At 62.6% G+C, this 13,867-nt stretch carries 16 protein-coding genes and 1 pseudogene; 9 read left to right on the top strand and 8 right to left on the bottom strand.

Annotation, left to right across the window (positions count from 1 at the left end):
- Positions 1-93: 93 nt before the first annotated feature.
- Both BM026_RS06750 and BM026_RS06755 read left to right on the top strand, forming a co-directional pair.
- Positions 94-492, top strand: a pseudogene (locus BM026_RS06750) (GNAT family N-acetyltransferase); the annotation flags it as partial.
- On the top strand, positions 489-914 hold the full coding sequence (locus tag BM026_RS06755; protein WP_093527747.1) for a GNAT family N-acetyltransferase: 426 nt from the start codon (positions 489-491) through the stop codon (positions 912-914). The pseudogene BM026_RS06750 and the gene BM026_RS06755, both read left to right, overlap by 4 nt.
- Here BM026_RS06755 and BM026_RS06760 read toward each other — a convergent pair.
- On the bottom strand, positions 901-1,434 hold the full coding sequence (locus tag BM026_RS06760) for a GNAT family N-acetyltransferase (RefSeq protein WP_093527749.1): 534 nt from the start codon (positions 1,432-1,434) through the stop codon (positions 901-903). The genes BM026_RS06755 and BM026_RS06760 overlap by 14 nt on opposite strands.
- A gap of 106 nt (positions 1,435-1,540) precedes the next feature.
- Between BM026_RS06760 and BM026_RS06765 the strand changes: the two genes are divergently transcribed.
- Entirely contained in the window at positions 1,541-2,218 is a 678-nt protein-coding gene (locus tag BM026_RS06765) for a class I SAM-dependent methyltransferase (RefSeq protein WP_093527751.1), read from the top strand.
- A gap of 5 nt (positions 2,219-2,223) precedes the next feature.
- On the opposite strand, the gene BM026_RS06770 is transcribed toward BM026_RS06765, so the two are convergent.
- Complete coding sequence (locus BM026_RS06770) at positions 2,224-3,429, bottom strand: TPM domain-containing protein (RefSeq protein WP_093527753.1); 1,206 nt, start codon at positions 3,427-3,429, stop codon at positions 2,224-2,226.
- A 128-nt stretch (positions 3,430-3,557) separates the two neighbouring features.
- Between BM026_RS06770 and BM026_RS06775 the strand changes: the two genes are divergently transcribed.
- Together BM026_RS06775 and BM026_RS06780 are read left to right on the top strand one after the other, a co-directional pair.
- Positions 3,558-4,373: an alpha/beta fold hydrolase gene (locus BM026_RS06775; RefSeq protein WP_092245320.1), complete on the top strand. Its 816-nt coding sequence runs from the start codon at positions 3,558-3,560 to the stop codon at positions 4,371-4,373.
- Complete coding sequence (locus BM026_RS06780; RefSeq protein WP_092245533.1) at positions 4,363-5,505, top strand: PAS domain-containing sensor histidine kinase; 1,143 nt, start codon at positions 4,363-4,365, stop codon at positions 5,503-5,505. The genes BM026_RS06775 and BM026_RS06780 overlap by 11 nt, the downstream gene beginning before the upstream one ends.
- Here BM026_RS06780 and dapF read toward each other — a convergent pair.
- Positions 5,493-6,296 (bottom strand): diaminopimelate epimerase, encoded by an 804-nt coding sequence (gene dapF / locus BM026_RS06785; protein WP_093527755.1) that lies wholly within the window; start codon positions 6,294-6,296, stop codon positions 5,493-5,495. The genes BM026_RS06780 and dapF overlap by 13 nt on opposite strands.
- Before the next feature lie 73 nt (positions 6,297-6,369).
- On the opposite strand from dapF, the gene BM026_RS06790 reads away from it, so the two are divergent.
- A complete protein-coding gene (locus tag BM026_RS06790; protein WP_092245314.1) occupies positions 6,370-6,912 on the top strand; it encodes a P-loop nucleotide/nucleoside kinase family protein in 543 nt (180 codons plus the stop codon).
- Between the two features lie 135 nt (positions 6,913-7,047).
- Here BM026_RS06790 and BM026_RS06795 read toward each other — a convergent pair whose 3' ends face one another.
- A complete protein-coding gene (locus BM026_RS06795; protein ID WP_093123581.1) occupies positions 7,048-8,643 on the bottom strand; it encodes a L,D-transpeptidase family protein in 1,596 nt (531 codons plus the stop codon).
- 40 nt (positions 8,644-8,683) lie between these two features.
- Between BM026_RS06795 and BM026_RS06800 the strand changes: the two genes are divergently transcribed.
- Entirely contained in the window at positions 8,684-9,397 is a 714-nt protein-coding gene (locus BM026_RS06800; RefSeq protein ID WP_093527757.1) for a murein L,D-transpeptidase catalytic domain family protein, read from the top strand.
- A 28-nt stretch (positions 9,398-9,425) separates the two neighbouring features.
- Positions 9,426-10,172 carry a creatininase family protein gene (locus tag BM026_RS06805; protein WP_093527759.1) on the top strand — a complete coding sequence of 249 codons (747 nt, stop codon included), beginning with the start codon at positions 9,426-9,428 and terminating at the stop codon, positions 10,170-10,172.
- A 131-nt stretch (positions 10,173-10,303) separates the two neighbouring features.
- Here BM026_RS06805 and BM026_RS06810 read toward each other — a convergent pair whose 3' ends face one another.
- On the bottom strand, positions 10,304-10,645 hold the full coding sequence (locus BM026_RS06810; RefSeq protein WP_092245304.1) for a hypothetical protein: 342 nt from the start codon (positions 10,643-10,645) through the stop codon (positions 10,304-10,306).
- A 34-nt stretch (positions 10,646-10,679) separates the two neighbouring features.
- Complete coding sequence (locus BM026_RS06815) at positions 10,680-11,324, bottom strand: ATPase (RefSeq protein ID WP_092245301.1); 645 nt, start codon at positions 11,322-11,324, stop codon at positions 10,680-10,682.
- Positions 11,325-11,455: 131 nt separating this feature from the next.
- Between BM026_RS06815 and BM026_RS06820 the strand changes: the two genes are divergently transcribed.
- Complete coding sequence (locus BM026_RS06820) at positions 11,456-11,719, top strand: hypothetical protein (protein ID WP_071491739.1); 264 nt, start codon at positions 11,456-11,458, stop codon at positions 11,717-11,719.
- On the opposite strand, the gene BM026_RS06825 is transcribed toward BM026_RS06820, so the two are convergent.
- Together BM026_RS06825 and BM026_RS06830 are read right to left on the bottom strand one after the other, a co-directional pair.
- The gene (locus BM026_RS06825) at positions 11,696-12,529 is read right to left on the bottom strand and encodes an amidohydrolase family protein (RefSeq protein WP_093527761.1); all 834 of its coding nucleotides are present in this window, start codon (positions 12,527-12,529) and stop codon (positions 11,696-11,698) included. The genes BM026_RS06820 and BM026_RS06825 overlap by 24 nt on opposite strands.
- 27 nt (positions 12,530-12,556) lie before the next feature.
- Entirely contained in the window at positions 12,557-13,837 is a 1,281-nt protein-coding gene (locus BM026_RS06830) for an MFS transporter (RefSeq protein WP_093527763.1), read from the bottom strand.
- Between the last annotated feature and the right edge of the window lie 30 nt (positions 13,838-13,867).

Raw genomic sequence — 13,867 nt, forward strand, 5'->3', positions numbered from 1 at the left:
TACGAAGCCTTGCTGCCGTGGAACTGCTCACCGGAGATGCCACGGTAAACCGTTGACTCACCTTGGGATAGGTGGGGTTTATGGATCGCTTACGAAAAGATCGCCACGCGGATTGCGCAGTACCCCCAAGGTTTTCTGATCCTGGAGGCGGCTGGCGAAGTGGTGGGTTTCATCAACGGCGGCTGCGCCCACAAGGTGGTGATGTCAGATGAAGCGTTCAAGGAGTTGGTGGGCCACTCGGCCGACGCGCCGAATGTGGTGATCATGTCGGTGGTGGTCGACCCGGCGCACCAGGGCAAGGGTTACTCAAAAACGTTGATGACCGAGTTTGTGCAGCGCATGCGCGGCATGGGCAAGCAGACGATTCATCTGATGTGCAAGGAACAGCATGTTCCGCTGTATGAACGCATGGGTTACCAGTATGTGCAGCCGTCGCCGTCGGATCACGGTGGCATGGCGTGGCATGAGATGGTGATGGTGTTCCAGCAATGAGCGCGCCGCGCATCGAAGTCAGTGACCAACCCAACCCCGACGCCGAGCGCATCCTCGGTAACGGCCTGGCGGCGTTCAACGAAGCCGCCACCGGCTACAACGACCGACAACCGCTGACGGTGCTCATCAAAGATCCCGATACCCAGCAAACCCTCGGCGGCATCACCGGCAAGAGCACATTGGGCATGGCGTTCCTCGACCTCTTCCATCTGCCGGAGGCCCTTCGCGGCTCGGGTCTTGGCGGTCAATTGCTGCAAGCCTTCGAGGACGAAGCCCGGCGCCGCGGCTGTCACCACGCAGTGCTGTACACCCTCAGCTTTCAAGCGCCGGGTTTTTACGAGAAGCATGGCTGGGTGCGCTTTGGTGAGATTCCATGCGAACCGGACGGCAGCAGCCGGGTGTTTCTGTCTAAGGTGCTGTGACGTCCAGGGCTTTGCCAAACAAGCGATTCCCATGGCTTTCACCCTGGAAGGTATGCACCGGATTGCCCAGCAGCCCATACCCGCGCCGAGGGTAAAAACCCAGGGCGCGCTCGTTACGTTCCCACACCGTCGCCCATAGCATCGACGCACCACCCGTCACCGCGCCGCGCTCGGCCGCTTGCAGCAGTTGATAGCCGATACCCAGGCCGGTGAAGCGTTCCTGGATATACAGGCGTTGCAGTTCGGCAACGTCGACCGCGTCAATCAGCGGGTGACGAGCGTTGAGTCTGACCTGAGCGAAACCGAGAAGGTGGTGGTTGGACTCGGCGACCATGAGCAAGATGCCTGGATCGGCGATCAACCGGGCCATAACCTGCGGCGCGAACGCTTCGAGCACCTCAGTAGCGATCGAGCCGCGAATGCCTTGGGGCGCATAGGTGTCTAGGAAGACTTGCATGCCCAGTACACCCAAGCACAAGGCATCGTCGGGGGTGGCGTCGCGAAGAAGGATGGTAGACATCGAGCGTCCATACTCTGAGGGGTGAGGACCGCTGTTTTACCACGGATGTTGCCACTGCGGGTCCGCCGCAGTAGGGTTGACCCCGCCCAATTCGCAGGAGCCCGGCATGAGCTTTTTTTCCGACCCCGATGCTGTCGCCCGTTACGCCGAAGGCCCCATGCGCCTGGTACCAGGATTCGATGGCCTGCAACGCATGACCACCCTGTTGCTGCGCGAAAGCGTGCCGGCCACGGGCAATGTGCTGGTGTTGGGCGCGGGAGGTGGCTTGGAGTTGAAACGCTTTGCCGATGCGCAATCCGACTGGCGTTTTGTCGGGGTAGATCCTTCGGCCGAGATGTTGAAGCTGGCCGAAGCCACGCTGGGGCCGTTGATTGAGCGCACACAACTGCATGAAGGCTACATCGACACAGCCCCGCCAGGTCCCTTCGACGGCGCCACGTGCTTGCTGACCTTGCACTTCATCGCCGCCGAGCAGCGCCTGCACACCCTCAAGGCACTCTGGCAACGGCTGCTGCCGGGCGCACCGCTGGTGGTGGCCCATCACAGCTTCCCGCAGGCGCCGGAGGATAAACGCCGTTGGTTGAAGCGCTACGCTGCGTTTGCGGTGGATTCGGGCGTGCCGGCAGCGGATGCGGAGCGAGCGATTGCGGCGATCAGTGAAAAGTTGCCGGTGCTGTCGCCCGAAGCGGATGAAGCGCTGATGAGGGAAGCCGGATTTCAAGGTGTAGAGCTTTTCTACGCTGCCTTCAGTTTCAAGGGCTGGGTGGGCTACAAGTCGCGCTAGCCGCTTTACCAGCTCCCTGACGCTCCGCCGCCGCCACTGGAACCACCGCCGCCCGATGAACTGCTGCTGGAACTGGACCGGGAGCCGCCGGAGCTGGAACCGGAACCACCGCCCGACCCCGAGCCGCCCTCGGAAATACTCTGGATAAACACAATAAACGCCACGATCGTCGCAGCCGGTATCGCCACTATCCAGCCCTGGTAACCCTGCCCCAGCAACATCCCCACTGCCACATAGACCGCCAGCACCACCAACACACGCAGGATGAAAAAGCGTGGGCGTTTTTTCCAGGATTCACGGATGACGAAAAACAGCCCCACGTACAATCCCAGCACCAAGGCGCTGCCAAACGGCCACACCAGCCAATGGACGAAGTTGACCTCGACGAAGTGGTTCGCGACCAGCACCGCGACGATGTACGCCAGCAGTCCCAACACGCTGTAAAACACCCCACGCGCCAACCACAATGCGCCGAATGTGGCGCCGCCGATCAGCAACGTCAGCGGCACTACAAACAGGTACATCGGCCAATCGCGCCCGCCGCCATAGATCGCCAGAAGCGCTGTCACTACCGCGGTGGCAATCAACGCGCGGCGCCAATGCAGCTTGCCGGCGGCGATGAGCACACCGCCGATGGCTCCGATGACAAACGCCAGCAGTATCGCAATGAACTGCGGATTGAGCCCCGGCGCCGCAATCGCGGGCAGGTCACCGCCGTCGACCAGCACCACCAGATCGTTCACGCCCTGGGAGACACCGCCCGCGAAATCGCCCTGGCGAAACGCTGGCGTGATGTGTTCTTCGATGATGCGATGGGCCAGCAGGTCGGTCACCGTGCCTTCCAGGCCGTAGCCCACTTCGATACGCACCTTGCGATCGTCCTTGGCCACCACCAGCAGGATGCCGTCGTTGATGTCCTTGCGCCCCAGCTTCCAGGCACGGAACAGCTGGTTGGCGTAGTCCTCGATACTCGCGCCGCCAGTGGTGGGCACCAGCAGCACCGAAATTTGCGCGCCTTTGCGCTGTTCAAGGTCGGCGAGCTGGTTTTTCATACGGGTGGCGGTGGCAGCGTCCAGGGTGTTGGTGAGGTCGATCACCCGCTGGTCGAGGGCCACGCCGATGGGCGAATCCTCCGCATGGGCGGTGCTCAACAGGCCGATGAGCACCAGCGCCACCAGGCCCAGGATCGATTGCCGCAAAATCGCCATCATGCTTTGTTACCCGAAGTTTCTTCCTGAAGGCGCCGACTTTACCTTATCAACGCTATAACGCGTGACCCCACGGCGTTGACTATCTAAACTGCGCACACACATAGCAATACGCCATAACCGAGAAGCCCATGGATCTACGTCAGCGCAACAACGTCAATGTGATGGGCACCGGCGCGTCGACTTTGGTGTTCTCCCATGGTTTTGGCTGCAACCAGGCCATGTGGAACTACCTGGCACCGCATTTCCTCGAGCGTTTTCGTGTGGTCCTGTACGACCTCGTCGGTGCAGGCCTGTCGGACCTGAGCGCGTACGACAAAGACAAATACAGCACGCTGGACGGCTATGCCCGGGACCTCAATCAGATCATCGACGCCCATGCCGCAGGCCCGGTGATTCTGGTGGGTCACTCGGTCAGCGCGATGATCGGCACCCTCGCCGACCGCCAGGCACCGGGACGGATCGCCGCTCACGTGATGATCGGCCCGTCGCCGCGCTATATCGATGAAGACGGCTATATCGGCGGTTTCAAGCGTAGCGATATCGAAGACCTGCTCGACACCCTCGACAGCAACTACCTCGGCTGGTCCAGCGCCATGGCCCCGGTGATCATGGGCGCGCCTGATCAGCCCGCGCTGGGCGAAGAGCTGACCAAGAGTTTCTGCCGCACCGAGCCGGATATCGCCAAGCAATTCGCACGGGTGACGTTCATGTCGGACAACCGTCAGGATGTGATCGACCTGGCCACCCCGGTGCTGATCCTGCAATCGACCGACGACCTGATCGCACCGGTGGCTGTCGGCGAATACCTGCACAGCGTTTTGCCCAACAGCACCTATCACCTGGTGGATAACGTCGGCCATTGCCCGCACATGAGCGCGCCCCAGGCTTGCGCGGTGGCCATTGACAGCTTCCTTGCGCCGTGGGCAACTGCACGTGCCAGCTGATCTATTCGATAGCGCCGCTTGCGCACTGGCCGTCACCTCGGAAGATGGCACCCTGGTGCAAACCAACGCACGCTTCAGCGAATGGCTGGGGTTCAGTGCCGCCGAGCTGTGCGGCAAGCGCTTCCAGGACCTGCTGACCATGGGCGGCCGGATTTTCCACCAGACCCACCTGGCGCCCATGTTGCACATGCATGGCAGCATCACCGAAGTAAAGCTGGACATGCTGCACCGTGACGGCCACAAGATCACCGTGCTGCTCAACGGCAACAAGCGCGAGCAGGCCGACGCTACGATGTACGACCTGGCTCTGTTCGGCACCACCGACCGCGACAAGTACGAACGAGAGCTGCTCAACGCACGCAACCTGGCCGAAGCCCTGCTGCAGGAAAAAACCGCCACCGAACTGGCCTTGCAGCAAGCCCAGGCCGAACTGCGCGAGGCCTATGCCATCGCCCAGCGCCGCGCACTGTTCGCCGAGCAGATGGTGGCGATTGTCAGCCATGACCTGAAAAACCCGCTCACCGCCATCCGCATGGCCTCCGACTTTCTCAGCCGCAGCGAACGCACGGCCAAGGAGCGCCAGTTGCTGGGGCACATCGGCCAGTCGTCCGAACGCGCCCAACGCATGATCGCCGACCTGCTGGACTTCACCCAGGCCCGGGTCGGCCAGGGCATCTCCATCAAGGCCCTACCGTTGGACTTGCATGGCGTGATTCATCGCACCGTGGACGAACTGCGCGTGGCGTTTCCCAAGGCGACGTTGGAACATCACGCAGAAGGCCATGGCGACGCCTGCCTGGACGCCGACCGCGTGCAGCAGATCATCGGCAACCTGGTGGCCAACAGCGTGGCCTATGGCGACCTGCAACGGCCGATCCGGATTACCTCACGCCTGGGCGTTGGCGGCTGCGAAGTGGCGGTACACAACCACGGCGCGGCCATTCCCGAAGCGTTGCTGGCCGGGCTGTTCGAGCCCATGACCCGAGGTACCGACCAGGGCAGTGATGTGCGCAGCGTGGGCCTGGGCCTGTATATCGTGCGCGAGTTGGCCAAGGTGCACGGCGGGGATGTGGCGGTGAGTTCCTGCGCCACCGGCGGCACCACCTTCACCGTGACGTTTCAGAACACGTAGGCGCTGCCTTGCATCACCGGCTCGACACTGCCGGTCAGCACCACACCGCCCTCACCCGCCCAGTGCACGGTCACGATGCCGCCGTCGCACTCCACCTGCACCGTGGCATCCAGGAACCCGCGCCGGATCCCATTGACCACCGCGCCGCAGCAGCACGAGCCGGAGCCCAGCGGCACGCCGCCGCCACGCTCCCAGATGCGCAGGCGGATACGGCTACGGTCCAGCACCTGCACGAAATGCACATTGGTCTTGTCCGGGAACAACCGATGTTTTTCCAGTGCAGGGCCCACGGCGGCGACCTCGATCGTGGTGAGGTCATCCACGAAAAACGTACAGTGCGGATTGCCCATGCTGCACGCGGCCGGTTCGCCCTCGATAGGCAGAACAAGCGTATCCATGGCCCCGGCCAGCGGCACTGCATGCCAGTCCAGCGACGGCTCGCCCATGTTCACCGAGACTTGCCGCCCGGGGGCACGTACGCAGGTCAGCAGGCCCCGGTCGGTACGCAACAGCACCGAATCCGTAGCGGCCTCATGCATCAAGCGATCAGCCACGCCACGGGTCGCGCTGCCGCAGGTGGCCAGCGGCGTACCGTTGGGGTTCCAGAACTTGATGCGCGCGGCGGCGTCATCGCAGTCGAGTACCACGGCAAGCTGGTTGAAACCGATACCGGTGTGACGGTCGCCCAGGCGGCGGGCGATCTGCGCGGTGATGGGGTCGTGCAAGCCACGGCGGTCGATGATGATGAAGTCATCGCCATGGGCGTGCATTTTCACGAACGGCAAAAGCATCGGTTGTCCTGTGGTCGACCTGTGGGGGAACTGAAGGATACTCTGAACCGGCCCACTCTTATGAGACCCACCTATGCTAATTGTCTTCAGTGGCCTGCCCGGCACCGGCAAAACCACGATTGCCCGCGAACTCGCACGCCAGACCGCGGCGGTTTACCTGCGTATCGACTTGATTGAACAGGCTATACGCGAGGCCGGTGTGCTGGCAGGGGACGTGGGTGCCAGCGGTTATGGCGTGGCGAATGCACTGGCGCTGAGCAGTCTGCAACTGGGCCACACCGTGGTGGCGGACTGCGTAAATCCGGTCAGGGAAAGCCGGCAAGCGTGGAAGGCCGTCGCTGCAGCAGCAAAGGTGGCATTACTGAATGTTCGGGTGATCTGCTCAGACCAGCAGGAACATCAACGACGGGTGGAAACCCGCACGGGGGATATTCCCGGCCTGGTTCCGCCCTCCTGGGCGTCTGTGTTGGCGCATGAGTATGAGGTTTGGGATGAAGTGCCCTTGACGCTCGATACCGCCTGCATGACACCGGAGCAAGCCGTGACAACAACGATGGCGAACCTCACCTCTGTGGCGAGCGGGCTTGCCCCGCGTTGGGGCGCGAAGCGGCCCTGAAACCAGGCAATGCGTTCTGACAGGGGAAATGCAGGAGCTTACCGGGGCTGCTGCGCAGCCCAACGCGGGGCAAGCCCGCTCGCCACAACAAGCCCGCTCGCCACAACAGGCCTGCTCGCCACGAGGTTGAGCCGCCTACAACACGCTGCCCATCGCCTTCATCAACACCAGGTCCCGCCCATAGATATCCGGCGCGTATACCAACCCGCCCTCACGGTTGACCTCAACCGTCCAGTAACTCAACAACACCGGCACCGGCGTGGCCAGCCTGAATTCGTGGGTCACGCCGGTGGCCAGCAGTTCATCGGTGCGCGCGCGTTCGGCCGGGCTCACCAGCAGATCGCGCAGGAGCAGCGGTTGCTCGACCCGCACACACCCCGAACTGAACGCCCGTGGCCCTTTGGTGAACAGCGGCTGGCTCGGCGTGTCGTGCAGGTACACCGAGTACGGGTTGGGAAAGCGCATCACGATCTTGCCCAGCGGGTTGCGCGGGCCAGCTTCCTGGCGCAGCAGGATATTGCCCGGGCGCGCCCAGTCGATCTGTTCCGGCGCCAGCGGGTGGCCTTCGGCATCGAGCACTTGCAGGTTCTGTTGGCGCAGGTATTCAGGGTTGAGGCGGATGGCCGGGAGTTTGTCCTCGCGCATGATGGTGGGCGGGATGGTCCACGTGGGGTTGAGGGTCAGCCGGGTAATACGCGATTTGAGCAATGGCGTCTGGCGCTCGGCGCGGCCCACTTGCAGGCGGGTCTGCCACACCGGGATGCCGCTCTGGTACACGCTCAATTGCGCAGCCGCGACGTTGACCAGCACGCCCTCGGGCTCCAGGTCCTGGGCCAGCCAGCGGAAGCGTTCGAGGTTGATGCGCAGTTGCTCGCGACGGATCGCCGGGCTGATATTGAGCTCGGCCACCGTACCGGCGCCGATCACGCCGTCGGCCTGCAACGAATGACTCAGCTGGAAGGCCTTGACCGCCTTGACCAACTCGTCACCGTACTGCCTGCCGCCGGGGGCCTTGGCCAGGTAACCTCCGCCGATCAGGCGCCGCGCCAGTTCCGGTACGCGCGGGTCGTCCATCCCGGGGCGCAACAGCGGGCCGTTGGCGACCGGGTCCCAATGCGGCAATGGCTGCTGGCGCACAGTGGCATAGGCATTGCGCAGGCTGCGGTAGAGGTCCGCGCTGGGGCGTGCCTGATCGAACGCCTGGGCCATGTCTTGCAGGCCGGTGGCGGCAAACGCCAGCACTTCAATATTAGGGTCGCGGGTCGGCGGCTGGGAATGCCACAGCGGCTCGAAGCGCGATTGCTGCAGGCGCCCGTAGTGCAAATCCTGCAGGGCTTGCAGGTAGTGCTGGCTGCTGGCGATGTCGCTGCACAGCACGTTGGCCGTGGCATCTGGCGCAGGCAGGCTATAGTGGGTGGGGTCCAGGCCGTCATCGGCGAGCATCAGCAACTGAGATTGCAGGGCTTGCCGGCGCTCGTCGGCGGACCACAGTGGCCCATTACCCTGCTGCTGGTAGAACGCTTGCAGACGCAGTTGGGCAGCCGCGTCAATCTGCGGCACCAGGCCGGGGCAGACGCTCGGCAATTGCGCCAAGGCCTGCTGCACGGGTGCCAGGTCGACCGGTGCGGGCGTGGTCACCGGCAACGGCTCGACCGGCAGCGCATCGGCTGTCGCGACCAATGGTGCAACGAGCAGGCAAATGCTCAAGTAACATGCGTGTTTTTTGAACAATTGACCTGGCTCCAATCCACAGCGGGGGGATACTTTGTAGATGCTGACTTTCATGCGCCGCCTCGGCTTGATGACCGTGACGTTGGCCTCGCTGAGCAATTTCGCGCTCGCCGCCAATCAGACCTCGCCTAACTTGTATAGCAGCCTGGCGCGCTCGGCTCCAGAACTCAATCCCACTGTACTCAAAAGCGCCCTGAACGCGGTGCAGTGCGCAGTCAATAACGGCGAAGAGCGCTCCGAACGCCTGGCGGTCATTGACTACTCCCAGCCTTCCACCGCCCGTCGGCTGTGGATCTTCGATTTGCGCAAGAAGACCCTGGTACTGCGCGACCTGGTGGCCCACGGCGCCAAGTCCGGGGAAAACTTCGCCACCCAGTTTTCCAACCTGGAAGGCAGCCACCAGTCCAGCCTGGGTCTGTTCCGCACCCAGGAAAGCTACCTGGGCACCCACGGTTACTCGTTGCGCATGGACGGCCTGGAGCCGGGTTTCAACGATCAGGCCCGCGACCGCGCCATTGTGATCCACGCCGCCGACTACGTAAGCCCCCTGTGGAGCAAGCGTGAAGGTCGTATCGGTCGCAGCCAGGGTTGCCCGGCCGTGCGCCCGCAGGTAGCCCGCCAGGTAGTGGACAAGCTCAAGGATGGGCAGTTCATGTTTTCGTGGTACCCCGACCAGCGTTGGTTGAAGTCTTCGACCTACCTCAATTGCAAACCCCAACAGGTGGCGAGTAGTCGTACAATCCGTGGCGGATAGCCTGTCCCCATAGATAAGAGAGCGCCGCATGCTTCTACATAAGTCCACCTGGATCGAGATCGGGCAGTTTCTGGAACGCAGCTGCACGGTGGTGATTCCCATCGGCTCCAACGAGCAGCACGGCCCCACCGGCCTGCTCGGCACCGACTGGATGTGCCCGGAAATCATCGCCCATGAGGCGCAAAAGAGCGCCGACATCCTAATCGGCCCGACCTTCAATATCGGCATGGCCCAGCATCACCTGGGGTTTCCCGGCACCATTTCCCTGCGCCCGTCCACCTTTATCGCCGCGATTGGCGACTGGGTGCGTTCGCTGGCCGGGCATGGTTTCGAGAAGATTCTGTTTCTGAACGGCCATGGCGGCAATATCGCCACGATTGAAGCGGCGTTTTCCGAGCTGTACGCCGAAGCAAGCTTCGCCCGCCGCCCCGCCGGGTTTGCGTTGAAGCTGGTGAACTGGTGGGACCTGGAAGGCGTGACCGACCTGGCCCAGCGCCAGTTCCCGGTGGGCCATGGCAGCCATGCCACGCCGTCGGAGATTGCGGTGACCCAATGGGCCTACCCGGACGCGATCAAGACCGCCGACTACTCGCCGCAAATCGCCAACACCGGGCCGATCCGCGAAGCCCTGGACTTCCGCGCGCGCTTCCCGGATGGGCGCATGGGCTCGGACCCGGCGCTGGCGACGGTGGAAAAAGGTGGGGAATTGGTGGCGCTGGCCGCGCAGGGGTTGGTCAAGACAGTGAACAGCTTCAGCAACGAAGCCAAACCTTAAGCCCTACGCAAATCCAATTGTGGGAGGGGGCTTGCCCCCGATAGCAGTATGGCAGTCACAGATGTATTGACTGATCCACCGCTATCGGGGGCAAGCCCCCTCCCACATGTGGTTTTATGTATGGCCTGGGATTACTGGCAGTCCTTTGCCGCCAGCTCAAGCCGCGACGGCGTGATCGTCGACGCCAGCGGCTTGCGCTCATACAGGAACACCTTGCCGCCCTCCTGGGACTTGTAGGCTTCCAGCACATCATCGGCGGCTATCTTGCTGGTCAGCACCACTTTGGCATGGCGCGAGTTCTGGGTGACGGTCGAGGTGATCCCGTGTTTTTCCAGCTTGGGCAGCACGCACTGCACATAGGCTTGCGGGCTCTTGCCGGTTTGCAGGGTCAGGCTCGGGGCGTTGGGGGCGGTTACACAACCAGCCAACAACAGGGAAGCAATGGCCAAGGCCGGGGCGAAAAAAGCGCGCATGAAAAATTCCTGACTATAAAAATGAAGGTTCACATCAACCAGCACGGACCAACGCTTTGAGCGACGCATCGAACTGCTTCAAGGCATCGAGTTGCACATCACGCTGCTGCTCGATCTGCGCGGCAATCTCCGGCGCGGCCTTGTCATGTACCCACACCGATGGCACCTGCTTGTGCACCGAGCCTTCGGCCTTGGCGATGTACTGCAGGTTCGCGTCGTAGAACCGCGCGATAAAACGCGCCTCCACCACATCGTTACGCTGGGTCAGCAGTTGGTTATGGGTATCGAGCATCACCACCACATCGGGGTGCGCCTGCACCAGGGCGTCCAGGTTGTCGTAGACCGTTACCGACAAAAAGGTGCCTTGCAGCGAGCTCATCAACCAATCGATGGCCAGTTCCGGGTCGGAACTGTTGACGAACGCCTGGCGGATACGTCCGTCGAGGGCATCCTTGGCGCCATTCAAGGCCATATCGTGGTAGCGTTCGAGGTAGCTGAGGTTGTCGCGGGTGTTGTCGCTTAACAACACACCCACTGACTGCGCGTGCTGCAGGGAGTCTACGCTACCGATGATAGGTAGCAAATGGCTGGTATGCAGATCATCGGCGATTGCCGCGTTGTTGATGACCACCGTGCCAAGCATCAGAGCCATCAAAGCCACCTGAATAAACGTCCTCATCGCGCATTTCCTTGAACAGCGTCTCGATGGGGCGATTTTCCGCTTTTCCTGCAAAAACAGAACTTGCGATGCTTGATGGTGACTATTATCTGAACCGATAGTGCTGACATAAAACCTATAAGGACAACGCCATGAAGCCCTACCAGAAAACCTTCGACCGCATCCGCGAAGCCGTACTACCGGAGTTCCGCGAACGGGTCGCCGATTACCTGGTCGACTATGAACACGTGCTGCAGGACGAGGCGGCGGACGCGGATCGGATCAGCGCCAGTGCCCAGCAACTGCGCGGCTACCTGCGCGGCCTGAACACCACGCGGGTACTGGGCATGGCCGACTGGGAGGAGCTGGACCGCCGTGTGAAAGAGGATTGGCTACGGGTGGTCGAAGCCGAATAACGCGCGAGGCGTATCGATCAGCAAGGCCTGCGCGACCGGTGCCGACCAGCCCAGGGCCTGGCGTTGCTCGATCACCGTGGGGTAGTCGACTGACGTTTCATGCTGGGTGTGCGGCCAGTCACTGCCCCACACCAAGCGGTGCAGACCAAAACTCTGCTGCAGCACCGGCATGGCCTGGCGGGCGAACTCAAGGTTCTGCGCCGGGCTGCCGCCCAGGCGATAGATCCCCGAGACTTTCAACCACAACTGACCGCTGAGGCCCAAGTCCAGCAACTCGGCAAAATCGCGCTGGGCGACGCCGAGTCGTGCATCCGGCCGGCCAAAATGGTCGACCACCAGCTTGATCCCGAACGGCAGCAACTGGCGCACCAATTGCGGCAGGTCGGCTACCTCGCGGTGCAATTCCACATGCCAGCCCAGGGCGACAAGGTGCTCGAAAAAAACCTTCCAGCCGGGCTCGGCAAAGTCCGGCAGCGCCCGGCCCACCAGGTTCAAGCGCACGCCAACCACGCCTGCGCGGGCCATCGCCTGTAAAGCGTCGTGCGGGATATCCCGCTCCAGCACCACCACGCCGCGCAACTGATCCGGGGCTTGCTGCAAAGCGGCCAACAGATAGCCGTTGTCGGTGCCCAGGAAACTGGGCTGTACCAGCACACCGTGGCTCAGGCCATTGGCGTGCAAGTGGCCGAGGTAGTCCGCCAGCGTGGCGTCGTAGCCTGGGGTGTAGCGACGCTCACCGGCCAGGGTCAGCGCCTGGCTGAACACATGGGCGTGGGCGTCGATGCCGGTGATGGAACGGTTATCAAGCATGGGGTCGTCTTTCAAAAGTAAAAAGGATCAGGCCTGGGCGCGCTGGCCGGTCACGACGCGCTCGGCGGGTGCCGCTTCCAGCACACGGCCACGGGTTTCCGGCAGGCACAGCGCGGCGATCACCGCGACGCCGTAGGCGATCCCGGCATCGATGCCGATGGCCGAGCCGAGGGACATCGAGTCGCTCATATGCCCCACCAGGAAGGGAAACACCGCCGACAGCACGCGCCCGAAGTTGTAGCAAAAGCCCACGCCGGCGCCGCGCACATCCGCCGGGTACAACTCGTTGAACAACGCCCCCAGGCTGGCCGGGATACCGGCGGCGAAAAAGCCCAGCGGGAAGCCAAGGAACAGCATCTGCGTATTGCTCAGCGGCAGGAACACATAGGCCTGCACGGTGATCACGCAGCACAGCGCAAACAGCACGATGTTCTTGCGGCGACCAATGCGGTCGATCAGCCAACCACTGGCGATGCAGCCACACCAGAAGGCAAAGATGATCACCGCCAGGTAGCCGCCCGAGTTGAGTACCGACAGGTTGCGCTCGGTCTTGAGAAAGGTCGGCAGCCAGGTCATCACCGCATGGTAACCACCGTGGGCACCCAGGCCCAGCAGGCCGCCGAACAGCGTGACGCGGATCAGCTCAGGGCGAAAGATGCCCGCCAGCGACTTGAAGAAACTCTGGGGAATCGCCTGTTCCTTTTGCAGGCGCTGAAAGCTGTCGGGTTCTTCAACGTTACGCCGCACCCAGATAATCAGGAACGACGGCAGCAGGCCCACCACGAACATCACCCGCCAGGCCATGTCCTGGGGCACAAACGAATAGATCAGCGCAAACACCCCGACCGCCACGCCCCAGCCCACGGCCCAGGCGCTCTGCACGGTGCCCATCACCTTGCCGCGATATTTCGGGTTGATGGTCTCGGCCATCAACACCGCGCCCGCCGCCCATTCACCACCGATGCCGAAGCCTTGCAGCGCCTTGACGATCAGCAGTTGGTGGAAGCCGGTAACGAACGCCGACAAAAACGTGAAGAACGAGAACCACAGGATCATCCACTGCAACGTGCGCACCCGGCCGTAGCGGTCGGACAAGGTACCGCCGACCCAACCGCCGATGGCCGAGGTCACCAGCGTGACGCCGCTGATCAGCCCCGCATCGCCCTTGCTCAAGGCGAAGGCCGCGATGAGTGCCGGGATCGCCAGGCCGAACATCTGCACTTCCAATGCATCCAGGGACCAGCCGCCGAAGCAGGCCCAGAACGTTTTGCGCTCCCGAGGAGTGACTTGGCGATACCAACTGAACATGATTTTTATCCTTATAGGTCAAACGCGAGG

Source organism: Pseudomonas sp. NFPP24 (assembly GCF_900112095.1).
GTDB lineage: Bacteria > Pseudomonadota > Gammaproteobacteria > Pseudomonadales > Pseudomonadaceae > Aquipseudomonas > Aquipseudomonas extremorientalis.